The sequence below is a fragment of the Actinosynnema sp. NPDC049800 genome (assembly GCF_040656635.1).
In the GTDB taxonomy this organism is placed as follows: domain Bacteria; phylum Actinomycetota; class Actinomycetes; order Mycobacteriales; family Pseudonocardiaceae; genus Actinosynnema.
This window is the reverse complement of the sequence record NZ_JBFAMT010000076.1, coordinates 12,923-34,539: the sequence shown is the minus strand read 5'-3', so window position 1 is coordinate 34,539 and position 21,617 is coordinate 12,923. Positions and strand designations below refer to the sequence as shown.

Below are 21,617 nucleotides of genomic sequence, written 5' to 3'. Positions count from 1 at the left end.
CGGATCGCGGGCTGTTGCCGCCGGACATCTTCCTGCCCGTGGCCGAGCAGGGTGACCTGTTGCGGGAGCTGGACCGGTGGGTGTTGCGGACCGCGCTGAAGGAGGCGTCGACGTGGCCGGAGCCGGGCGGTAGGCCGGTGTCGGTGGCGGTGAACCTGGCCGGTCTGGTGCCGGGTGACCCGGAGTTCGTGGACATCGTGGCCGACGCCATCGCGGAGGCGGGCATCCCGTGGGACCGGGTGGTGCTGGAGTTGGTGGAGACCGCGTTGGTCGACCTGCCGTCGCGGGTGCGGCAGGCGATGGGCGAGCTGGTGGAGCGGGGCATCCGGTTCGCGGTGGACGACTTCGGCACCGGCTACTCGTCGCTGGCCCGGTTGAAGGACCTGCCGGCGCAGATCATCAAGGTCGACCGGCGGTTCGTGTCCGGTGTCGGGAGCGACTCGTCGGACTTCGCGGTGGCGAAGGCCGTGGTCGACATGGCCCGGGCGATGGACCGCAAGTGCGTGGCCGAGGGCGTGGAGACCGCGACCCAGTTCCACGTGCTGCGCGGCATCGGCGTGGACACCTACCAGGGCTGGCTGTTCTCGCGGCCCGTGCCGCCCAAGGAGTTCCGCGCGGTGCTGGCACTTGGTCCGTTGCACATCCCCCGCGCCGGTTGATGGGCGATACTCCCGTTCCGATGGACGCCACGACGTCAGGTGCCGACCGGTGAACCAGGAACGGATGATCGCCGACCTCGAAGCCAGGGCGCGGCACCTGGCCGAGCGGTCCCGCGAGCTGCGGGACCGGATCCGGCGCGCGCAGGCCACGCAGCGGTCGCCGGACGGCGTGGTGACGGCGACCGTGGCGCCGAACGGGTCGTTGCGGCACATCGAGTTCTCGGCCGCGGCGGAGGAGTTCTCGCCCGCCAGGCTCGGTGAGGTGGTGATGGACACCGTGCGGCGTGCGCAGGAGCAGGCCGCGCGGCAGGCGGTGTCGATCGTCGAGCCGCAGTTCGGCGGCACGGCGGCGATGGACTTCCTGACCGGCTCGGTGCCGCCGGGGTCGGCTGGGGTTTCGCTGGGTGAGGAGGTCGGTGACGACCTGCCCCTGCCGCGGAGCCTGAGGGCGCCCGAGGACGAGCCCGGGTCGGCTCGGTGACCGGGTTCCCCGTGCTGGAGTTGACCGGGTCGGCGCCGGACACGCTCGAGGCCGACCTCGCCGTGCCGACGGCGGACGTCGACCCGTTGGCCCTGCTGGCCGACGCCGGGCTCGGGTGGTTGGTCGAGCACGTGGACTTCCTGCGCGAGCCGCTGGACTGGCTGGCGGGCCACGGCGACCGGTTCGAGGACGCGGTCGCCACCTGGAAGCAGGTCGCCACCACGTTGGACGGCATCGTGCGGCGGCGGGCGGGTGGCGGTCGGCTCACCGCGGAGATCGCCGGGATGAGCCGGCTGTGCGTGGACGTCGCGGCGCACGTGGCCGAGGTGGGCGCGATCACGGCCGCGGTCCGCGGTGTGTTCCGCGACGTGGTCGCGTTGTTCGTCCGGGAGGTCTTGGACAACGCCACCGTCGCGCTCGCGGCGTCGGAGATCACGGCGGGCGGCTCGCTGCCCGAGTTCGCGGCGTGGGCGGTCGGGCGGGGCGCGGTCGTGCTGGACCGGATCAACCGGAGGTTGGCGGACCTCGGGCGCGTGATGACGCGGATCCTGGCGGCGCTGAAGGCGTTGTTCGGCAAGGCGCGCGACATGCTCAAGGCCATCACGCGCTTCGGCGAGTGAGCTCCCCGGTCAGCTCCTGCCCGGTCGGCTCTATGCCCGTCAGCTCACTGTCCGGTCAGCCCCAGTGCCCCTGGGCGGGTGGGGGCGGGCCGGGAACGCCGGGCGGAGGTGGGCCGGGAACGCCGGGAGGCGGGCCACCCATCGGAGGTCCCCCCATCGGCGGGCCGGCCTGCTGGTGCGGCGGCGTCTTCGGCTTCGCGCCGCGCATCGCCCGACCCACCGGGGGCAGCGCGGCCACCAGACCCGCGACGAACCACAGCACCAGGGCCACCACCGGCATGATCCCGAAGGAGAACGGGAGACCCGGCGAGACGTCGACGACGATGAGCCCGAAGCTCACCACGGCCAGCAACGAGATCGCGACCAGTCCCCACCGCACGCCGGGCACCCGGCTGAAGAGCAGCACGACGAGGATCAGCGCCAGGGCCGGCAGCACGAACGCGACGGCGGCCGCGACCTCGAAGCTCCCGTAGTTGCGGGGGAACGGTGGCACGAGGATCGTGCCCCAGAGCTCCATCGCGAACCCCGTCTGGCTCGCGAACCCGGCCGCGCCGATGAGGGCGAGGAGCACGCCCGGCAGGTACAGCAGCCCGGCGACCACGGCCATCGCCTTGCCCGGCGGCTTGGGCGGGCCCGGGTATCCGGGGTAGCCCTGGCCCGGGAAGGGCGGCTGGGCAGCGGGGAACGGCGGCTGGCCGGGGAACGGTTGCCCGGGCATCGGCTGGCCCTGGAACGGTTGGCCGGGCATCGGTTGGCCGGGCAGCGGCTGGCCCGGCATCGGCTGTCCGGGCAGCGGCTGGCCCGGGTACTGCTGGCCGGGCATCGGCTGGCCGGGGTACTGCTGACCGGGGTTGGGGTGAGTCATGCGCGCGCCTCCAGGTTCGAGCTGAAAGTTACCGTCGGAGGCGGCCCGCACGGCGCGGTTCGCCGCATTCCGGCGGAAACCTCCCCCCTACTGGGACGCCGACGCGCGGATCAGCGGCAGCAGCTCGGCGATCCGGTGCCGTGGCAGGTCGATCAGCCTCAGCTCCAGGTCCTCGTGCTCGCCGATCCGCTCCCGCGCCTCCCGCTTGGTCATCGCGCCGCGGGTGGCCGTGACCAACGCCTCGCGCCACACGTTGCCCAACTTGCCGTGCGCGCGCGTGAGCACCTCCCGCACGGCCAGCCCGCCGACGTCCAGCGTGCCCGCCAGCACCTGGTCGGCCACGACCACGCAGTGCTTGCCGTCCGGAGTGGAGCGCAGGAACCGCAGCGCGAACCTGGTGTCCACCAACGACCTCAGCTCCTGCTGACCCGCCGCGGACGACACGTTCGGGTGGTTGTTGGGCACGAGCGCCGCCATCCGGCCGGGCGAGCACGCCAGCAGCGTCCGCAGCAGCCACGGCCCGGGGTCGCCGGACAGGTCGACCGCCAACGACGCCGCGCCCTTGCCGATCGGGTCGGCCCACCCCGGCGCACGCGGCTTCGGCGGCGGCGAGGACTCCGGCCGCGGCGCCAGGTCGACCAGGGCGGCCAGCGCCGTCGAACCCGGCCCGGTCGCCTCCACCGACTGCGGACCGTGCGTGTAGATCGCGGTCTTCGCCGAAGCGGGTGACACCGAACGGCGGGACGTCGGTCGGCACACGTACAGGTCGGCCGCGCTGCCGATGGCCTGCGCGCCGTCGAACCGGTGGAACGCGGGCAGGATCGCCTCGAACACCAACCCGAGCCGCTGCAACTCCTGCTGCACCTTCAGCCCCAGCGCGGGCGTCCGGTCGCTGAACCCGTACGCGAGCAGCACCCGTCCCCGACCGAGGTCGGCCAGGCACTCGACCGCCCGCGCGGCGAACAGCCCCATGCCCTCCGGCGTGTACGGCGGATCGCTGAACACGAGGTCCGCCGACTCCAGCACGGCGGGAGGCAGGCCGAACCGGAAGTCCGCGTGCACCGTCCGAACCGACCACCCGCGCTCACGGGCACGGGTCGAGATGTGCTCCAGCAGCCGGTCGTCCACGTCCACCACGACGACCTCGACGGCCGGGTTCACCGCGCACACCGCGAGCGAGGTCAGGTCGTGGTCGCCGAGGCACAGCAGCGTGCGCCCGGCCAGGTCGTAGGTCGTGTCCAGCCACAACGCGCGCTTCAGCGCCGTCTCCGCCGTCGCCTGCACGTGGTCGAGCGCGGCCAGCGGCGGCGGCACGTCCGCGATGTCGGCCAGGATCGACCGCAGGTGCTCGCCGTGCCGGGGCACGAGCGCGTCCACCGGGTCCACCAGGTCGTCACCGGCGCGGAACCCGGCGTAGTCGGCGGCCTTGGCGGGCGCGAGCCGGAACCGGTCGCGGCTGGTCTCCAGGTCGTCGCCGACCGCGGTCAGCAGCTCCTGCACGGTGCGCCGCGGCACAGCGGGAAGCCGAACCAACTCGGCCAGCGTGTGCCAGTCGTCGCACAGCAGGTCGACCACGCGCCGCAGCTTGCGGGCGTGCGGGCCGCGTTCAGCGAGGAGTGCTCGCACCAGTTCGGTTGCCACAACCGGTGCAGCCTACTGACCGGATGGTGAAACGCCGTGCCACGGTCGGACTGACGGGCTAGGGTCGTTCGACGCTTGATGCCCATCGGCAGGAGGATCCACGGGTGATCGAGTTCCGCGACGTGACCAAGCGGTTCGACGACGGGACCACCGCGGTGAACGGCCTGGACCTCGTGGTCGAGGCGGGCACGATCACCGTCTTCGTCGGACCGTCCGGGTGCGGCAAGACCACGTCCCTGCGCATGGTGAACCGGATGATCGACCCCACGTCGGGCACCGTCCTGGTGGACGGCGCGGACGTGCTGGGTGTGGATCCGCCCACACTGCGGCGCGGCATCGGGTACGTGATCCAGCAGGCGGGCCTGTTCCCGCACCGGACCGTGCTGGACAACGTGGCCACGGTGCCGCTGCTCATCGGCTGGACGCGCCGCAAGGCCAGGGAGCGCGCCGCCGAGCTGCTGGAGCTGGTCGGCCTGCCCGCCGAGCTCGGCCACCGCTACCCCGTGCAGCTGTCCGGCGGCCAGCAGCAGCGCGTCGGCGTGGCGCGCGCGTTGGCCGCGGACCCGCCGGTGCTGCTGATGGACGAGCCGTTCAGCGCGGTCGACCCGGTGGTGCGGGAAGGGCTGCAGGACGAGCTGCTGCGGCTGCAGGCGGAGCTGGACAAGACCATCGTGTTCGTCACGCACGACATCGACGAGGCCATCCGGATCGGCGACAAGGTCGCGGTGATGCGCACCGGCGGCTTCCTCGCCCAGTACGCGCCGCCCGCCGAGCTGCTGACCCGGCCCGCGGACGACTTCGTGGCGAGCTTCGTGGGCAAGGACCGCGGTTACCGCAGTCTGTCCTTTGTGGACTCGTCCGGGGTTGAAGTGGCGGAGGTGCCCACGGTCGTCGAGGGCGCCGAGGTCGAGTCCTCTTCGGACTGGCGGCTCGTGGTGGACGCGGAGGAGCGGCCGCAGGGCTGGGTCGCGCCGGACGCGTCGGTCGTGCCGGGCGGCTCGCTGTACGAGGTGGGCGCGTCGATCCGGGGCGCGCTGGACGCCGCGCTGTCCTCGCCGTCCGGGCTGGGCGTCGCCGTGCGCGGTGACGGGCGGTTGGCGGGCGTGGTGACCGCGCGCCAGGTGCTCGACGTGATCGAGAGCCGCCGTGGGTGACATAGCGAAGTACCTCAGCGACGCGGGCACCAGGGCGGCGCTGCTGGACATGCTGCTCGACCACGTCTACCTGTCGTTGGTGCCGCTGGTGGTGTCGGTCGTGCTGGCGATCGTGCTCGGGTTGCTGTGCCACCGGTTCCGCCAGGTCAACGCGGCGCTGATCGGGCTGTCGAACGTGGTCTACACGATCCCGTCGCTGGCGCTGTTCGCGATCATCCCGGCGGTCATCGGCACGCAGGTGCTCGACCCGTTGAACGTGATCCTCGCGTTGACGGTCTACACGACCGCGCTGCTGGTCCGGCCCGTCGCCGAAGCGCTGGCCGCGGTGCCCGCGCACGTGACCGCCGCCGCCACCGCCATGGGCTTCCGGCCGCTGCGCCGGTTCTTCACGGTGGAGCTGCCGCTGTCCGTGCCGGTGCTGGCCGCCGGCGTGCGGGTCGGCTCGGTGAGCAACATCAGCCTGGTGAGCGTGGGCGCGTTGATCGGCACGGGCGGTCTGGGCACGTTGTTCACCGACGGTTTCCGGCAGCGGTACCTGGCGCCGATCATCATCGGCATCGTGCTCACGCTGGTGCTGGCGCTCGTGGTCGACCTGCTGCTCGTGCTGCTGCGCAACCGGTTGACGCCGTGGGCGCGGGCGGGTGGTGCGCCGTGATCTTCGCGGACGCGTTGGCCTGGCTGGTCGACCCGGCCAACTGGTCGGGCGGCAAGTCGATCCCGGTGCGGGTCGGCATCCACCTGCTGTACTGCTTCGGCGCGGTGCTCGGCGCGGCGCTGATCGCCGTGCCGCTGGGCCTGTACGTCGGGCACACCGGGCGTGGTGGGGTGGTGCTGGTCGGCGGCAGCAACGCGCTGCGGGCGTTGCCGACGTTGGGCCTGGTCACGTTCCTGTACCTGGTCGCGGGCGGTGGCACGACCGGTGTGCTGATCGGCCTCGTCGTGCTGGCCGTGCCGCCGATCCTGGCCGGCACCTACGCCGGCATCCAGGACGTGGACCGAGGTGTGGTCGACGCGGCGAGCGGCATGGGCATGACCGGCGCGCAGCGGTTGTGGCGGGTCGAGGTGCCCAACGCGCTGCCGCTGCTCGTCGGTGGTCTGCGCAACGCCATGTTGCAGGTGGTCGCGACCGCGTCGGTGGCGGCGTACGTCGGTATCGAGACGTTGGGACGTCCCCTGCTGGACGGCCTGCGGGTGTTGGACTACGGGCAGTTCGTCGGCGGGGCGATCCTCATCGCGCTGCTCGCGGTCGTGCTGGACGTGGTGCTCGCGGGCGTCGGCAGGCTGGTCGTGCCCGCGGGTTTGAGGCTGTCGGCCAAGGCTCGTCGCGCGGGGAGTGGGAAGGCGCGGTCGAGCGGGTCGCGGTCGAGGCGTCGGGGAGAGCCGGCGCCCGTCGAGTCTGGAGGAAGTACGGCATGAAGCGCACGTTGGCCGTTGTCGTCGCGGCGACCGCCCTGGTCGTCTCCGCGTGCGGGTCCAAGGAGGACCTCGGCGGGGGTGGCCAGCAGGCCGCGTCGGGTGAGGTCGTGGTCGGTTCGGCCGACTTCACCGAGAACAAGATCCTGGCCGAGATCTACGCCGGTGCGCTGAAGGCGACCGGCGCGAACGTGACGGTGAAGGCCGGCATCGGAGCGCGCGAGCTGGTCGTGAAGGCGTTGCAGGACAAGTCGCTCGGCGTGGTGCCGGAGTACACGGGCAACCTGCTCAACTACTTCGACAAGACCAACACCACCACCGAGGCCGAGGAGGTGTACACGGCGCTGAAGTCCAAGACGCCGTCCGGCCTCGAGGTGCTGGAGAAGTCGGACGCGGAGGACAAGGACGTCCTGGTGGTCACCAAGGCCACCGCGGACGGCGGCGTGAAGTCGATCGCCGACCTCGGTTCCGGCAAGTACGCGCTGGGCGCGGCCGGTGAGTGGGCGCAGCGCTGGGAGGCCAAGATCCAGGAGCTGTACGGGGTCAAGTTCACCGAGATCAAGACCACCGACACCGGTGGCCCGATCACGGTGGACGCGCTGAAGGACGGCACCGTGCAGGTGGCCAACCTCTACACGACGTCGGCGGACATCAAGGCGAACGACTTCGTGGAGCTGGACGACCCGAAGGTGATGTACCCGGCCCAGAACGTGGTGCCGCTGCTGCGGTCGGACGCGGTCGACGCGAAGGGCAAGGACGCGCTGAACAAGGTGTCCGCGGCGCTGACCACGGAGAAGCTGGCCGATCTCGTCAAGCGGGTGGACGTGGACAAGGAGACGATCGCGAACGTGGCGGCCGACTTCCTGAAGTCCGTCACGCTCTGAGCCCGCGATCGCGACTCCCTCGGCCCGGCCGCCCGTTCCAGGGTGACCGGGCCGAGTTGCGCCAGGACGCTCGCGCGGCGGGGTCGCGCTGCCACCGTTCGCCTGCCACCAGGCGAGACCGGTGGTGAGCAGTCCGCCGGCAGAGCCGGCGACTTGCGACGAGCCCAGGGTGCGTTCAGTACTAGCCCATGTTCACCGAAAATGAACATGAGGCAATTTTGAACACACGCTTGACCGAGTTGCGGGAGTGGCTGCGTCCGCTCGGCCTCGAGGCCGACGTAGGTGACCGGACCGCCGACGAGTGGGTCGACCTGGTGGCTCGCGTCAGCCGGGCCTCGGGCGCGACTCGGACGTACGCCGTCCTGGTCAAGCGCGCGGTGCCGGCCGAACTCGCGACGGCACTGCACCCGCACGCGTCACTGCCCACCCTGGTCGTCGCCCGCTCGATCACCGAGCAAGCCGCGAACCTGCTGCGTGCGCGGGGCATCGACTACGTCGACGAGGCGGGCAACGCCCACATCGCGTGGGATGACGTGCTCATCGACGTCCGAGGGCGTCGTAAGGCCGGCGGGCGCCCCGGCGGTCCCCCGCGCGGGAGCAAGGCGTTCGGCCGCGCCGGCCTGCAGGTCGGGTTCGTCCTGCTCAGCCGGCCGTCGATGGCCGGGGAGCCGCTGCGCGCGCTCGCGCGCGCCGGCGGCGTCTCGCTCGGCACGGCTCAGGCGGTCGTCGATGACCTCGCCAGGGCGGGCTACCTGTACGAAGTGGCGGGCGAACGCAGGCTGACGAGAGCGGGTGAGTTGCTCAACCGCTGGTCGGAGGCCTACTCGACCAGGCTCTCGCCAACGCTGGCCCTCGGCGACTTCGACGCTCCCGACCTCTCGTGGTGGCGCGATTCGGAGGAGGAGTTGACGCAGGCCGACGTCCAAGTGGGTGGCGAAGCCGGTGCGAGCGTCCTCGACCCGCACCTCATCCCGGCGACTCTCACCCTCTACGCCGCCGAACGGCCGCGCTCGCTCATCGGCAGGCACCGGTTGGTGCGCGCCGAACGAGAAGGCAACGTCCACGTTCGACGGCGGTTCTGGACGGCCGACCGGCAGTCGTGGATCGTGCCTTCCACGCTGATCTACGCTGATCTGCTCGCTTCCGGCGACCCTCGCCAACGCGAGCACGCGGACAGGATGAGAAGCAGTGACGATCGACTTGCGAGCCTCGACCGACTATGAGGTCCTCAGGGCCGCCGAGGTGCTGGCGCGAATCGACGAAGTGGCGCACGAAGCGCGGGTCGACTACCTGGCCGTGGGTGCGACCGCCCGCTCGCTCATCTCGCTCGGCCTGCTCGGCAGGAGTCCTGACCGACGTACCCGGGACATCGACATCGCGGCCGAGGTCGAAGATCTTCGCCTGGCGGGATCGGCACCACGACGACCGTCGCGACGCCCTCGACCTGGCGACGATGATCGCGTGGTACTCGTCCGGGAAGTACGAGGACCGGCTCTACGCCGAGGATTACGACGTGTTCGAGAAGTCCGACTACGACCTGTCGGCAGCCGGAGCACGGCTACTGGGGTCGCACCTGCCGGCTTTGCTCGATGGAGGCGGTACCGCCGAACTGCTCCGCATCCTGGACGACCACGAGTTGATGGGGCGGTTGGCGAAAGACATGGGTTCCGCTCGTGCCGCGGTCATGGTGCAGGCCTTGAGCCGAGGTGCTCGCGATGTCATCGACGAGACCACGCGGACCTGACCCGGATGACCGACGTGGCAGGCGCCTTCAGGGCCGGCCGCCGATTCGGGTGGTCAGCTCGTCCGCTGCCCGCCGGGCCTCGGTGGCCAGTTCAGGCCACGTCTCGCCGCACTCCGCCTCGCACACGTGCCGGAAGGTCACGGTGATCGCGGCGATCGGCCGTTGACCGTGGTCGAAGACCGGTGCGGCCACGGAAGCGAAACCGGCGGTCACGTAGCCGTCCTCCACGGCCCACCCGCGTCGCCGTTCGACGGCCAGCAACCTCCGCAGCGCGGGCAGGTTCCGCGGCCCCCGGCCGGTCCGATCGACGAAGGGGCCCGGGAAGAGGGCCCTGACCTGCGCGGCGGGCAGTCGGCCCAGCATCGCCCGGCCCGATGCGGTCAGGTGGGCCGGTAGCCGCACGCCCACGTCCGACACGATCGTGGTCGGGTGGCGGGGTTGCTCGCGCACCAGGTACAACGCCTCCGCGCCGTGCAGCACGCCCAAGTGCGCGGTCCGGCCGACGGTGTCGACCAGGCGCCGGAGCAGGGGCCGGGCCAAGCGCTCCAGCGGATCGTGCCGGAGGTAGGCCGACCCGAGCTCGAACGCCGCCACGCCCAGCCCGTAGCGTCGCTCCTCGGGGAAGTGGGTCGCGAACCCGGCCGCGGTCAGCTCCGCCAGCAGGTGGTAGGTCGTGGACCTGGGCAGACCCAGCTCCCGGGCCACCGCGACCGCCGACAGCGGACCGGGCCTGCTCGCCAGCAGGCGCAGCACGGCGAGCCCCCGGCGCAACGCTGGCACGTCGCTGCTGCCTCCCACGGAACCCATTCTCAACAAATCCCGGTCGGGGCGCATTGGAGGGGTATGAGCACCGGCTTCGAGGAGTTCGCCGCCGCACAGGTGACCCCGCTGCTGCGCTACGCCACCGTGCTGACGGGGGATCCGCACCTGGCCCAGGACGTGGTCCAGGAGGTCCTGATCCGGGCACAGCAGAAGTGGTCGCGCATCGGCTCGGTCGAGGTGCCGGCCGCGTACCTCAAGCGGATGGTGACCAACGAGTACCTCGGTTGGCGCCGCCGCCTCAAGGCGCACCTGCCCCTCACGGGGGTGGACCCGCCCCAGCCCGACCCCACCGACCACTACGACGAGCGGGAGGCGATGCTCCAGCGCATCGACCGGCTCCCGCGCAAGCAGAAGGCCGCCGTCGTCCTCCGCTACTACGAGGGCTGCGACGACGCCGAGATCGCCGCCGTCCTGGGCTGCGCCCAGGTCACGGTCCGCAGTCACATCTCCCGCGCGCTGGCTGTGCTGCGCGCCGACGAACGCGTGAGGCAGTCGCTGTGAACGACACCACCGAAACCCTGATCACCGACGCCCTGCACCACCGGGCCGAGCGCACGCCGCCGCCCGGAGCGGTGCTCGCCGCCCTGCACCGGCCCCGCCGGACGCGCAAGCCGCTGCTGCTGGTGCTCGCCGCCGCCGGCACGACGGCCGCCGCGGCCGCGTTGGTGGTGACCACCGTGAACGCGCCGGTCGTGGGCCAGGCCCCGCCCGCCCGGCAGCTCACCACCACGGCCGCGCCCACCCCGGTCGCCGACGTGCCCACCCGGGCCCTCGAGTACCGGCCCGGGGCGATGCTCGACGGCTACACCGAGCGGGAGCGCACGATCGCCGGCTGGGGCACTTCCCGCATCTACGCGCCCGGCTCGACGAACCCCGGCTCGCCGCTGGTCCGCTTCTCCGTCTTCACCGCCATCACGGACGACATGGCACCGAAGGTCGCGAACGCGCCGGTCGGCGACCGCACGGCGGTCGGCGGCGCCACCGCAGCCTGGTTCGGCGAGAGCCTGTACTGGAACGCCGCCCCCGACCGCGTCCTCAGCGTCAGCCTGGAGAACGTGACCGGCGTGGACGTCCGGGCGCAGGTGCGGCGGATCGCCGACTCCGTCACGGCGGACCCCACGTCGATGCGCGTCCCGTTCTCGCTCGACGGGCACTCGTACGTCGTGGTGAACGGTCCGAGCGCGACCGACTGGGCGATCGCCGGCACGAGCCACCTCGATTACGTCCGGTACGACGTGGAGCTGCTGCGGACCGCCGAGGCGCCGGCCGGCTCCACCCCCACCACCGTGGACGGCAAGCCCGCGCACTACTCCGCCGACGGGTTCGGCCTGCTCGCCGTCCAGCTCGCGCCGAACTTCCAGGTGCGCGTGACGCCGAGCGAGTTCAAGGTTCCCGGCGGCAAGCCCGTGCCGTCCGGTGCGGAGACCGAGCACGCCCCGGTCGACGTGCTGGCGCGCGTGGCGGCGGCGCTGGCGGTGGACACCAACCCGGACGCGGCCTGGATCGGCACCCGCTAGAGGTCCGGCAACCGGCACGCGTCCTGCCGAGGGTGGGCGCTCGACCCCAGAGCGCCCACTCCACTCCCGAGGCCCACCCCGCTTCAGCCGCCGAACTCGATCGTCCCGTCACGCCGCCCGCGCCGGACCATCCGGTTGAAGCTCACCGCCGCCACGGCGATCCACGCCGCGCCGACGCACACCTCCAACCCGAGCTGCACGAGCACGGTCGACGCGGGCCCCTCCGCCACGAACGCCCGGATCGCGGCCAGCCCGTGCGTCATCGGCAGCACGGACGTGACCGCCCGCAGCCAGTCCGGCCAGAACGACGTCGGCACGTTCACCCCGCAGAACGTCATCAGCACCAGGTAGCTGACGTTCAGCGCCAACCACCGCGCCGACGGGAACCCGAGCACGAACGACGCCACGCACGTCCCGTAGCAGTAGCACGACAAGCCGACCACGAAGATCATCAGCGGGATCAGGCCCGCCTTCGGCCACGGCAGGTCCACCCCGAACAACGGCGGCAGCACCAGGAACGCCGTGGTCGACGCCGCCACCCCCGACCCGAGGTTCACCAACCCCCGCCCCAGGTACACGGTGAGGTGAGTGGACGGCGCGGCGACCATCAGCGCCAGCGTGCCGGACTGCCGCTCGCCGACGGCCAGCAGGATGACCACGGTCGCGTCGATGGCCATGATCGCGACCACGTTGCCGATGAGCAGGTAGTCGACCTGCTGCTGCGACCCGAGCATCCGCCCGATCAGCGCGTAGAAGCACGCCTGGATCAGCAGCCGGGACAGCCACATGAACGTCCACGTCTTCCACGTCTGGAACGCCGAGAACATCGTCCACGAGGCGATCAGCCCGTGCTTGAGCACCCGGAGCTGGTCACGCATACGTCACCACCCCCAGCTCGCGCGCCCGGCGCAGGGTCGCCGCCAGCAGCACCCGCCCGCCGACCAGCGCCGCGACGCCGAGCCCGGTGATCGCCAACAACCGCCAGCCGGCGCCCGTGACGGGCCCGGCGGCCATGGCGTCCCGCATCAGGTCCGCCGACCACGACAGGAAGATCACGTGGGAGAGCGGTTGCAGGAACTCCGGCAGGTAGTGCACCGGGACCATCACGCCGGACAGCAGGTAGATCGGGAAGCTGAGGAAGTTCAGGTAGTTGTTGCTGTTCTTGGTCAGCAGCATGGACGCCGCCAGCAGCAGGCTGGTGCCGACCATCGCGAACACCGACGCCGCCATGGCCGCCCAGAACACCCACGGGTGGTGCACCGCCGGCGTCACGCCGAACAGGAGCTTGCCCAGCAGCCACGTCTCGCCGAGCGGGACGACGCCCAGCACCATCACCGCCGAGATCCGACCCAGGTAGACGGAGTGCACGGCGCCGGGCGCGGCCATGCCCAGCTCCAGCGTCCTGGTCCAGCGCTCGCCGACGAGCACGACCGTCGCCAGTCCCGTGGCGAAGCCCCACAACCCCATCAGGGTGGGCGCGAGGAACGCGTTGGCGACCAGGTCGGGCCGGACCGCGTGCATCACGACCGACAGCATCATCACCACGGTGAACGGGATCGTGCACAGCGTCAGCAGTTCGTCGGGCTGCCTGCGGATCAGCCAGAACTGCGTGCGCACCCCGGACAGGAACAGGCGCACCGCTCAGACCTCCATGCCGCGACGGCCGATGAGGTCCAGGTAGACGTCCTCCAGCCGGGGCGGCACGGCGTGCACCGAGCGCACACCGCGGTCCAGCAGGAAGTCCAGCACCGCGCGCGCCGCCCGGTCGTCGGTCGTCTTGACGCGCAGCACGCCGTTGCGGGTCTCGGTGTCCACCACGCCGGGGATGCCGGTGACGTCCAGCGACGTCTCCGCCTCGACCCAGCGGTGCAGGCCGGACATCGCGGCCAGGCCGCGCGGCGACTCGGTGGCCAGCACGCGCCCCTTGTCGATCAGCGTGACGCGGTCGCAGACCTCTTCGGCCTCGTCCATGTCGTGGGTCGTGATGAGGATGGTGCGGCCTTCGTCGCGCAGCTCGCCGATGAGCGTGCGGAAGTCGTGCGCGGCCACCGGGTCCATGCCCGTGGTCGGCTCGTCGAACAGGATCAGCTTCGGGTCGCCGATCAGGCCGCGGGCCAGGTGCACGCGCTGCTTCATGCCCCGCGAGAACGTCTCCACGAGGTCGTCGGCCTTGTCCGCGAGACCCAGGCGCGCCAGCAGCTCGTCGGTGCGGACCTTCGCCCGTGCGTCCGGCAGCTTGTAGAGCGCGGCCCAGTAGCGCAGGGTCTGCCGCGCGGTCAGCTTCCCGTACAGGCCGCGTTCGCCGCCGAACACGATGCCGATCAGGTGCCTGATCTCGGCCGCGCCGGTCACGACGTCGTGGCCGAGCACCTCGGCGCTGCCGGAGGTCGGCAGCAGGATCGTGGACAGGATCTTGCACAGCGTGGTCTTGCCCGCCCCGTTCGGGCCGAGCAGGCCGTGGACCTCGTTCGTGGGCACGTCCAGCGTGAGCCCGGCGAGCGCGGTCACCTCCTCGCCCTTGGGCCGCCAGCCCTTGCCCTTGCGGAACGTCCTGGTCAGGTCCTGCACGCGGACACTCACGGTCACCCCCATGGTGGTTTTCCGAAGCTACCGGTGGGGAGGGACGCGTGAGGAGTGATTTCGGTTGGCCGAGTCGTCTCGGATACCAGACACGATCGGCGGATGTCGGGTCGTGCGGATCGGGCCGGCGGGTTGAGATGGGCACATGCAGCAACCCGTGCAGCTGGGTCCGAAACCGCTGACCCGCGACGACGTCCACGCCGTCGCCCGGGGCGACGCGCCCGTGGAGATCACGGAGGCGGCCCGCGAGGCGGTCACCACCGCCCGGGCGCACATCGAACGCCTGGCCACGGCCGAGCAGCCGACCTACGGCGTGTCCACGGGCTTCGGCGCGCTGGCCGTCCGGCACATCCCGCCGGACCGCCGTGCCGCCCTCCAGCAGTCCCTGGTCCGCTCGCACGCGGCCGGCGCGGGTCCCGAGGTCGAGCGCGAGGTCGTGCGCGCCCTCGTCCTGCTCCGCCTCAAGACCCTGGCGAGCGGCCACACCGGCGTCCGGCTGGAGACCGCCGAGGCGATGGCCGCGATGCTCAACGCAGGCATCACCCCGGTCGTGCACGAGTTCGGCTCGCTCGGCTGCTCGGGCGACCTCGCGCCGCTGTCCGCCGCCGCCCTCGCGCTCACCGGCGAGGGCGACGTCCGCGACGCCGACGGCAACCTGGTCCCCGCCGCGCAGGCCCTCGCGAAGGCCGGCATCCGGCCCGTCCGCCTGGCCGAGAAGGAGGGCCTGGCGCTGATCAACGGCACGGACGGCATGCTCGGCATGCTGGTCCTGGCGGTCCGGGACCTGAACTACCTGCTCGACGTCGCCGACCTGACCGCCGCGATGAGCGTGGAGGCCCTCCTCGGCACGGACCGCGTGTTCGCCGCCGACCTCCAGGCCCTGCGCCCGCACCCCGGTCAGGGCCGCTCCGCGCGGCGCATGGCGGAGATCCTGCGCGACTCCGAGATCATGGACAGCCATCGCGGCCCGGACTGCACGCGCGTGCAGGACGCCTACTCGCTGCGCTGCTCACCCCAGGTGCACGGCGCGGCGCGGGACACCGTGGCCTACGCCGAGACCGTCGCCGACCGCGAGCTGGCCTCGTCCATCGACAACCCGGTGGTGCTGGCCGACGGCCGGGTCGAGTCCAACGGCAACTTCCACGGCGCGCCGATCGCCTACGTGCTGGACTTCCTCGCCATCCCCACCGCGGACGTGGCGAGCATCGCCGAGCGCCGCACCGACCGGATGCTGGACGTGAACCGGTCGCACGGCCTGCCGCCGTTCCTGGCGCACGACCCGGGCGTCGACTCCGGCCACATGATCGCCCAGTACACGCAGGCCGCGATCGTCAGCGAGCTCAAGCGCCTGGCCGTGCCCGCGTCCGTCGACTCGATCCCGAGCAGCGCGATGCAGGAGGACCACGTCTCCATGGGCTGGTCCGCCGCGCGCAAGCTCCGCCAGGCCGTCGACGGCCTGCGCCGGGTCCTCGCGATCGAGTTCCTGACCGCCGCCCGCGCGCTGGACCTGCGCAAACCGCTCAACCCCGCACCCGCCACCGCGGCGGCCGTCGCGAAGCTCCGCGAGCACGTCGAGGGCCCCGGCCCGGACCGCCACCTCGCGCCCGAGATCGCCGCCGCCGAAGACCTGATCCGGAAGGGAGCCCTGTGATGGTGCGCGCCGCCCGAGGGACCGAACTGACCGCGCGGAGCTGGCCGACCGAGGCCGCGCTGCGGATGTTCCACAACAACCTCGACCCGGACGTGGCCGAGCGCCCCGAGGACCTGGTCGTCTACGGCGGCACGGGCAAGGCCGCGCGCGACTGGCCGAGCTTCCACGCCATCAGCCGCGAGCTGGCCCGGTTGGAGGACGACGAGACGCTGCTCGTGCAGTCCGGCCGCCCGGTCGGCGTCATGCGGACGCACGAGTGGGCGCCGCGCGTGCTCATCGCGAACTCCAACCTCGTGCCGGACTGGGCGAACTGGCCCGAGTTCCGCCGGCTGGAAGCCGAGGGCCTGACCATGTACGGCCAGATGACGGCCGGTTCGTGGATCTACATCGGCACCCAGGGCATCCTCCAGGGCACGTTCGAGACGTTCGCCGCCGTGGCCACCAAGCGGTTCAACGGCACCCTGCGCGGCACGCTCACCGTCACGGCGGGCCTCGGCGGCATGGGCGGCGCGCAACCGCTTGCGGTCACCATGAACGAGGGCGTGGCCCTGTGCGTCGAGGTCGACCCGCAGCGCGCCCGCCGCCGCGTGGAGACCCGCTACCTGGACGAGATCGCCGACGACCTCGACGACGCGATCGCCCGCGTGCTGGCCGCGAAGTCCGAGGGCCGGGCGCTGTCGGTCGGCCTGATCGGCAACGCCGCCGAGGTGCTGCCGGAGCTGCTGCGCCGCGACGTGCCGGTGGACGTCGTCACCGACCAGACCTCCGCGCACGACCCGCTGGCGTACTGCCCGAAGGGCGTCGCGGTCGAGGACTGGCCCGACTACGCGGCCAAGAAGCCCGACGAGTTCACCGACCGGGCGCGGGAGTCGATGGCCGACCACGTCGAGGCCATGGTGGGCTTCCTGGACCGCGGCGCCGAGGTGTTCGACTACGGCAACTCCATCCGCGGCGAGGCCAAGCTGGGCGGCTACGAGCGGGCGTTCGACTTCCCCGGCTTCGTGCCCGCCTACATCCGGCCGCTGTTCTGCGAGGGCAAGGGCCCGTTCCGCTGGGCCGCGCTGTCCGGCGACCCGGCCGACATCGCCAAGACCGACCGGGCGATCCTGGAGCTGTTCCCCGAGAACGAGCAGCTCGCGCGGTGGATCAGGATGGCGGGCGAGCGGGTCGAGTTCCAGGGCCTGCCCGCGCGGATCTGCTGGCTCGGGTACGGCGAGCGGCACCTCGCGGGCCTGAAGTTCAACGAGATGGTGGCCTCGGGCGAGCTGTCCGCGCCGATCGTGATCGGCCGCGACCACCTCGACTGCGGCTCGGTCGCGTCGCCGTACCGGGAGACCGAGGCGATGGCCGACGGCTCGGACGCGATCGCCGACTGGCCGCTGCTGAACGCCCTGGTCAACACCGCGTCGGGCGCGACCTGGGTGTCGCTGCACCACGGCGGCGGCGTCGGCATCGGCCGGTCCATCCACGCCGGTCAGGTGACGGTCGCGGACGGCACGCCGCTGGCGGCGCAGAAGATCGAGCGGGTGCTGACCAACGACCCGGCCATGGGCGTGATCCGGCACGTGGACGCCGGGTACCAGAGGGCCGTCGACGTCGCTGCGTCGAAGGACGTCCACATCCCGATGAGCGCCGATTCTCAATGAAGTTGTCAAGATGATCACGTCAGGCGGCGGTGGTGTGTGGTGGCGTCGACTCGAAGCAACGCTGGTCGCGCAGGAGTGCCCACGCGACGTCGACCCGGCGGCGTGCGAGAGCGAGGACGGCCTGGACGTGGCGTTTGCCTTCGGATCTCTTGCGGTCGTAGAACATTCGCGATGGTTGGTGGCAGCGGATGCTGATCAGCGCGGAGGTGTGGAGGGCTCGTTGCAGGCCGCGGTGGTAGCGGCGGGGGCGGTGCAGGTTGCCGCTGATCCGGCCGGAGTCGCGGGGCGCGGGGGCCGGGCCGGCGTAGCCGGCGAGGTGGTCGGCGGAGGCGAACACGGTCATGTCGCCGCCGGTGGCGGCGAGGAACTCGGCTGCGAGCAGCACGCCGATGCCGGGCATGCTCGGCAAGGCGGTGGCGTGTCGGTGGCGGCGGAACCGGCCCTCGATGAGCTTGTCGGTCTGCTTGAGTTGCTCATCGAGGGAGATCACTCCCTTCGCCATGTCGGCGACGAGCTGCGCGGCCAACTGCTCGCCGGGCAGCGTGGTCTGCTGGGACTCGGCCGCTGCCGTGACCGCGGCGGCCAGGGCGGCGGCGCTGCGGACCTTCTGCGACCGCGGCCATTGTTCGAGCCCGGCCGCGCCGAGTCGGCGGATGGCCGCCGGGGTCTGGACATGGGTGAGCAGGACCGGCGGCCCGCGGTTGGTCAGGTCCGACACGCGTTCCAGGGCCGGGCTGTTGCCCAGCAGTTGGTCGTGCAGCCGGTTGACCAGGCGGACGCGGTCGCCGGCGAGATCACGGCGGCGGGCGACCAGCATCCGCAACTCCACGATCAGTTCGTCGTCCACGCGCGGCGGGGCCAGGTCCCGGCGCATTCGGGCCTGGTCGGCGATGATCGCGGCGTCTCTCGCGTCGGTCTTGCCCTCGCCCCGGTGGCCGCCGGCCGCGCGGTTGACCTGGTTGCCGGACAGGTAGAACACCTGCCGGCCGTGCGCGACCAGCAGCGCCGGCAGCAACGCGGCTGCACCGGTGCTCACGTCGACGGCCCGGCACACTTCGTCGGCCAACGCTGTGACCTGGCCGATCAGCTCCAGCAGCGCCGTCTCGTCGTTGACCACCCGCCGCGACAGCATCCGGGCGCCGTCGGTGTCGATCACCACCACATGGTGGTGTTCCCTTGCCGATGTCCACCCCGGCCCACGCACGTTCCACTCACGGCTCCCTGTCCGCACCGACATGTCGTCCCACAGACGACCTCGCCGGCCTATCCCCACACAGCGATCGGGTCGCAATTCTCAATCAGCGGCCGAGTCGTCCAGGGCGTGCCGGGCGGCCAATCGACGCAAGCCACACCCACGGCAGATGACTGAAAGCCACACCCGACACCCCTGGGCCTCCGGACCCTACGACTGGCCCGAACCGACCCAGGAAAGAAGGTGGGGATGACTGACCTCGCGGACATCGCCGACGTCGGGCGCGACCCGAAGCGCGGCGGCTACTCGCGGCACGGCTTCGACCGGGTCGAGCTGGAGCTGCGCGCCTGGTTCGTGGAGGAGGCCGAACGGCGAGGGCTGGACGTCCGGCCCGACCGCAACGGCAACCTCTGGGCGTGGTGGGGCGCACCGGGGCCGGACGCGGTGATCACCGGCAGCCACCTCGACTCGGTGCCCGGCGGCGGCGCGTTCGACGGGCCGCTGGGCGTGGTGTCGGCGTTGCAGGCGTTCGACCTGCTGCGCGCTCGCGGGTTCGCGCCCTCGAAGCCGCTGGCGATCGTCGTGTTCGTGGAGGAGGAGGGCGGGCGGTTCGGCGTCGCGTGCCTCGGGTCGCGGCTGATGACCGGCGCGATCACGGCCGAGGCGGCGGCCAGGCTGGTGGACGCGGACGGCATCACGTTCGGCGAGGCCGCGCACGCCGCCGGGTTCGACCCGTTGCGGATGGGTCGGGACGAGCGCGCGCTGTCCTCCGTCGGCGCGTTCGTCGAGCTGCACGTGGAGCAGGGGCGCGGGCTGGACGTGCCGGTGGGGCTGGCGAGCTCGATCCTGGCGCACGGTCGGTGGCGTTACACGTTCAGCGGTGAGGGCAACCACGCCGGCGCGACGCTGATCGAGGACCGGCGCGACCCGATGCTGCCCGCCGCGCGGATGGTGCTGGCCGCCCGCCGCGCGGCGACCTCAGGTGCGCGGGCCACGGTCGGCCGGCTCGTGCCGAACCCCGGCGGCACCAACGTGATCGCGTCGTCGGTGGACGTGTGGCTGGACGCGCGGGCCGACGACGAGCCGCGCACCCGCGAGGTCGTCTCGGAGATCACGTCGGCGGCCCGTGAGGCGGCCGAGTCGGAGGGCTGCGAGGTGCGCGTGACCGAGGAGAGCTGGGGCGGGACGGTGCACTTCGACCCCGGCCTGATGGCGCGGGTCCGGGACGCGCTCGGCGGTGACACGCCCGCGTTGCCGACCGGCGCCGGGCACGACGCGGGGATCCTCGCGTCGCACGTGCCGACCGCCATGCTGTTCGTGCGCAACCCGACCGGGATCAGCCACGCGCCGGAGGAGTTCGCCGAGGCGGACGACTGCGCGGCGGGCGTGGTGGCGCTGGCGACGACGTTGGAGCACCTGGCGCGATGAAGAGCTTCTGGTGCGAGCGGGTGTGGCTGCCGGACGGCATCGCGGCGCGCGTGCTGGTGCGCGTGGACCACGGGGTCATCGCCTCGGTGTCCACAGTGGACACCATTCCGCTCGGCGTGGAACGGCTCTACGGGCTGGTGTTCCCGGGTTTCGCCAACGCGCACTCGCACGCGTTCCACCGGGCGTTGCGGGGGCGCACGAACGCCGACGGCGGCACGTTCTGGACGTGGCGCGACCGGATGTACGCGGTGGCGGAGCGGTTGACGCCCGACTCGTACCTGGAGCTGGCCACGGCGGTGTACGCGGAGATGGCCGTGGCCGGGGTGACGGCGGTGGGCGAGTTCCACTACCTGCACAACGGCGGCAACGAGATGGCGGAGGCGTTGCGCCAGGCGGCGCGTGACGCCGGGATCAGGCTCACCCTGCTGGACGCCTGCTACCTGGCGGGCGGGATCGGGCAGCCCGTGCGCGGGGTGCAGGAGCGGTTCTCCGACGGGACCGGTGACCGGTGGCTGGACCGGGTCGCCGAGCTGCGCGGTGACGCGAATACCAGGATCGGCGCCGCGATCCACTCGGTCCGCGCGGTGCCGCGTGACACGTTGTCGCTGGTGGCGGGCGCGTTCCCCGACCGGCCGCTGCACGTGCACCTGTCGGAGCAGCCGGCCGAGAACGAGGCGTGCCTGGCGGCGTACGGGCTCACCCCGACCGAGCTGCTGGCCGAGGCCGGCGCCCTCACGCCGCGCACGACGGCCGTGCACGGGACGCACCTGTCCACTAAGGACATCGGCTTGCTCGGCTCGACGCGCACCGGCGTGTGCTTCTGCCCGACGACGGAAGCTGATCTGGCGGACGGCATCGGCCCGGCGCGCGAGCTGGTCGAGGCGGGGTCGCCGTTGTCGTTGGGCAGCGACCAGCACGCGGTGATCGACCCGTTGTTGGAGGTGCGCGCCCTGGAGCACAACGAACGCCTGCGCACGGGCGAACGCGGCCGTTTCGAACCGGCGGACCTCGTTGCGGCACTGACGAACCACGCGTCCATCGGCTGGCCGGAAGCCGGTCGGGTGGAGGTCGGCGCCCCAGCGGATCTCGTAGCCATTCGGGTGAACTCGGTCCGCACCGCCGGCACCGACCCCGAGCAAATCCTCCTGGCCGCCACTGCTTCGGACGTCGCTGTCGTAGTAGTAGGGGGGAAGGTCGTAGCTCGCGATGGCGTGCACGAGCAGCTGGGTGACGTGTCCAGGCTCCTGGTCGAGGCGATCGACTGATCGAGTGATGGGAATCCCAAGGGTGTCGGTCCCGTTCACCATCATCAGGTTCGCT

21 protein-coding genes and 1 pseudogene are annotated in these 21,617 nt (G+C 72.0%); 15 read left to right on the top strand and 7 right to left on the bottom strand.

Annotated features, from left to right (window positions below):
• From AB0I91_RS41295 to AB0I91_RS41285, 3 genes are all read left to right on the top strand, one after another.
• Window positions 1–659, top strand: a 659-nt coding sequence (locus tag AB0I91_RS41295) for an EAL domain-containing protein (RefSeq protein ID WP_499641755.1), incomplete at its 5' end; no start/stop codon positions are given.
• A gap of 49 nt (window positions 660–708) precedes the next feature.
• The gene (locus AB0I91_RS41290) at window positions 709–1,140 is read left to right on the top strand and encodes a YbaB/EbfC family nucleoid-associated protein (protein WP_498785736.1); all 432 of its coding nucleotides are present in this window, start codon (window positions 709–711) and stop codon (window positions 1,138–1,140) included.
• On the top strand, window positions 1,137–1,760 hold the full coding sequence (locus tag AB0I91_RS41285; RefSeq protein WP_499641754.1) for a hypothetical protein: 624 nt from the start codon (window positions 1,137–1,139) through the stop codon (window positions 1,758–1,760). Before AB0I91_RS41290 ends, AB0I91_RS41285 begins: the two co-directional genes overlap by 4 nt.
• 55 nt (window positions 1,761–1,815) lie before the next feature.
• Here AB0I91_RS41285 and AB0I91_RS41280 read toward each other — a convergent pair whose 3' ends face one another.
• Entirely contained in the window at window positions 1,816–2,625 is an 810-nt protein-coding gene (locus tag AB0I91_RS41280) for a hypothetical protein (protein WP_499641752.1), read from the bottom strand.
• A gap of 87 nt (window positions 2,626–2,712) precedes the next feature.
• Window positions 2,713–4,266, bottom strand: a complete 1,554-nt coding sequence (locus AB0I91_RS41275; protein WP_498785728.1) for a bis-aminopropyl spermidine synthase family protein — start codon at window positions 4,264–4,266, stop codon at window positions 2,713–2,715.
• A gap of 104 nt (window positions 4,267–4,370) precedes the next feature.
• Between AB0I91_RS41275 and AB0I91_RS41270 the strand changes: the two genes are divergently transcribed.
• The 6 genes from AB0I91_RS41270 to AB0I91_RS41245 all read left to right on the top strand — a co-directional run bounded on the left by AB0I91_RS41270 (window position 4,371) and on the right by AB0I91_RS41245 (window position 9,461).
• The gene (locus tag AB0I91_RS41270) at window positions 4,371–5,420 is read left to right on the top strand and encodes an ABC transporter ATP-binding protein (protein WP_498785726.1); all 1,050 of its coding nucleotides are present in this window, start codon (window positions 4,371–4,373) and stop codon (window positions 5,418–5,420) included.
• Between the two features lie 49 nt (window positions 5,421–5,469).
• Entirely contained in the window at window positions 5,470–6,075 is a 606-nt protein-coding gene (locus tag AB0I91_RS41265; protein ID WP_498785741.1) for an ABC transporter permease, read from the top strand.
• On the top strand, window positions 6,075–6,836 hold the full coding sequence (locus AB0I91_RS41260; protein WP_372470781.1) for an ABC transporter permease: 762 nt from the start codon (window positions 6,075–6,077) through the stop codon (window positions 6,834–6,836). The genes AB0I91_RS41265 and AB0I91_RS41260 overlap by 1 nt, the downstream gene beginning before the upstream one ends.
• Window positions 6,833–7,717, top strand: coding sequence for an ABC transporter substrate-binding protein (locus AB0I91_RS41255; protein WP_498785724.1), 885 nt, complete (start codon window positions 6,833–6,835; stop codon window positions 7,715–7,717). The genes AB0I91_RS41260 and AB0I91_RS41255 overlap by 4 nt, the downstream gene beginning before the upstream one ends.
• Window positions 7,718–7,935: 218 nt before the next feature.
• Entirely contained in the window at window positions 7,936–8,940 is a 1,005-nt protein-coding gene (locus tag AB0I91_RS41250; RefSeq protein WP_498785722.1) for a type IV toxin-antitoxin system AbiEi family antitoxin, read from the top strand.
• A 230-nt stretch (window positions 8,941–9,170) separates the two neighbouring features.
• Window positions 9,171–9,461, top strand: a complete 291-nt coding sequence (locus AB0I91_RS41245; RefSeq protein ID WP_499617701.1) for a hypothetical protein — start codon at window positions 9,171–9,173, stop codon at window positions 9,459–9,461.
• A 27-nt stretch (window positions 9,462–9,488) separates the two neighbouring features.
• Here the strand turns inward: AB0I91_RS41245 and AB0I91_RS41240 are convergent, their stop codons facing one another.
• Window positions 9,489–10,259, bottom strand: coding sequence for an IclR family transcriptional regulator (locus AB0I91_RS41240; protein ID WP_499641749.1), 771 nt, complete (start codon window positions 10,257–10,259; stop codon window positions 9,489–9,491).
• A gap of 45 nt (window positions 10,260–10,304) precedes the next feature.
• Here AB0I91_RS41240 and AB0I91_RS41235 point away from each other — a divergent pair, with 45 nt between their 5' ends.
• On the top strand, window positions 10,305–10,784 hold the full coding sequence (locus AB0I91_RS41235) for a SigE family RNA polymerase sigma factor (RefSeq protein WP_498785716.1): 480 nt from the start codon (window positions 10,305–10,307) through the stop codon (window positions 10,782–10,784).
• Complete coding sequence (locus tag AB0I91_RS41230; protein WP_498785714.1) at window positions 10,781–11,800, top strand: hypothetical protein; 1,020 nt, start codon at window positions 10,781–10,783, stop codon at window positions 11,798–11,800. Before AB0I91_RS41235 ends, AB0I91_RS41230 begins: the two co-directional genes overlap by 4 nt.
• Before the next feature lie 83 nt (window positions 11,801–11,883).
• On the opposite strand, the gene AB0I91_RS41225 is transcribed toward AB0I91_RS41230, so the two are convergent.
• The 3 genes from AB0I91_RS41225 to AB0I91_RS41215 are packed head-to-tail and all read right to left on the bottom strand — an operon-like array spanning window position 11,884 to window position 14,386.
• Entirely contained in the window at window positions 11,884–12,678 is a 795-nt protein-coding gene (locus tag AB0I91_RS41225) for an ABC transporter permease (protein ID WP_499617704.1), read from the bottom strand.
• Entirely contained in the window at window positions 12,671–13,438 is a 768-nt protein-coding gene (locus AB0I91_RS41220; RefSeq protein WP_498785710.1) for an ABC transporter permease, read from the bottom strand. The genes AB0I91_RS41225 and AB0I91_RS41220 overlap by 8 nt, the downstream gene beginning before the upstream one ends.
• A 3-nt stretch (window positions 13,439–13,441) precedes the next feature.
• Entirely contained in the window at window positions 13,442–14,386 is a 945-nt protein-coding gene (locus AB0I91_RS41215; RefSeq protein WP_499641746.1) for an ABC transporter ATP-binding protein, read from the bottom strand.
• A gap of 139 nt (window positions 14,387–14,525) precedes the next feature.
• On the opposite strand from AB0I91_RS41215, the gene hutH reads away from it, so the two are divergent.
• Together hutH and hutU are read left to right on the top strand one after the other, a co-directional pair.
• Entirely contained in the window at window positions 14,526–16,031 is a 1,506-nt protein-coding gene (gene hutH / locus AB0I91_RS41210; RefSeq protein ID WP_499617706.1) for a histidine ammonia-lyase, read from the top strand.
• On the top strand, window positions 16,031–17,677 hold the full coding sequence (hutU, locus tag AB0I91_RS41205; protein ID WP_499617707.1) for a urocanate hydratase: 1,647 nt from the start codon (window positions 16,031–16,033) through the stop codon (window positions 17,675–17,677). The genes hutH and hutU overlap by 1 nt, the downstream gene beginning before the upstream one ends.
• A 19-nt stretch (window positions 17,678–17,696) precedes the next feature.
• On the opposite strand, the pseudogene AB0I91_RS41200 reads toward hutU, so the two are convergent.
• Window positions 17,697–18,888: pseudogene (locus tag AB0I91_RS41200) on the bottom strand (IS110 family RNA-guided transposase).
• Between the two features lie 230 nt (window positions 18,889–19,118).
• Here AB0I91_RS41200 and AB0I91_RS41195 point away from each other — a divergent pair.
• Together AB0I91_RS41195 and AB0I91_RS41190 are read left to right on the top strand one after the other, a co-directional pair.
• Window positions 19,119–20,297: an allantoate amidohydrolase gene (locus AB0I91_RS41195; RefSeq protein ID WP_499641745.1), complete on the top strand. Its 1,179-nt coding sequence runs from the start codon at window positions 19,119–19,121 to the stop codon at window positions 20,295–20,297.
• Complete coding sequence (locus AB0I91_RS41190) at window positions 20,294–21,562, top strand: formimidoylglutamate deiminase (protein ID WP_499641743.1); 1,269 nt, start codon at window positions 20,294–20,296, stop codon at window positions 21,560–21,562. The genes AB0I91_RS41195 and AB0I91_RS41190 overlap by 4 nt, the downstream gene beginning before the upstream one ends.
• The last annotated feature ends 55 nt before the right edge of the window (window positions 21,563–21,617 follow it).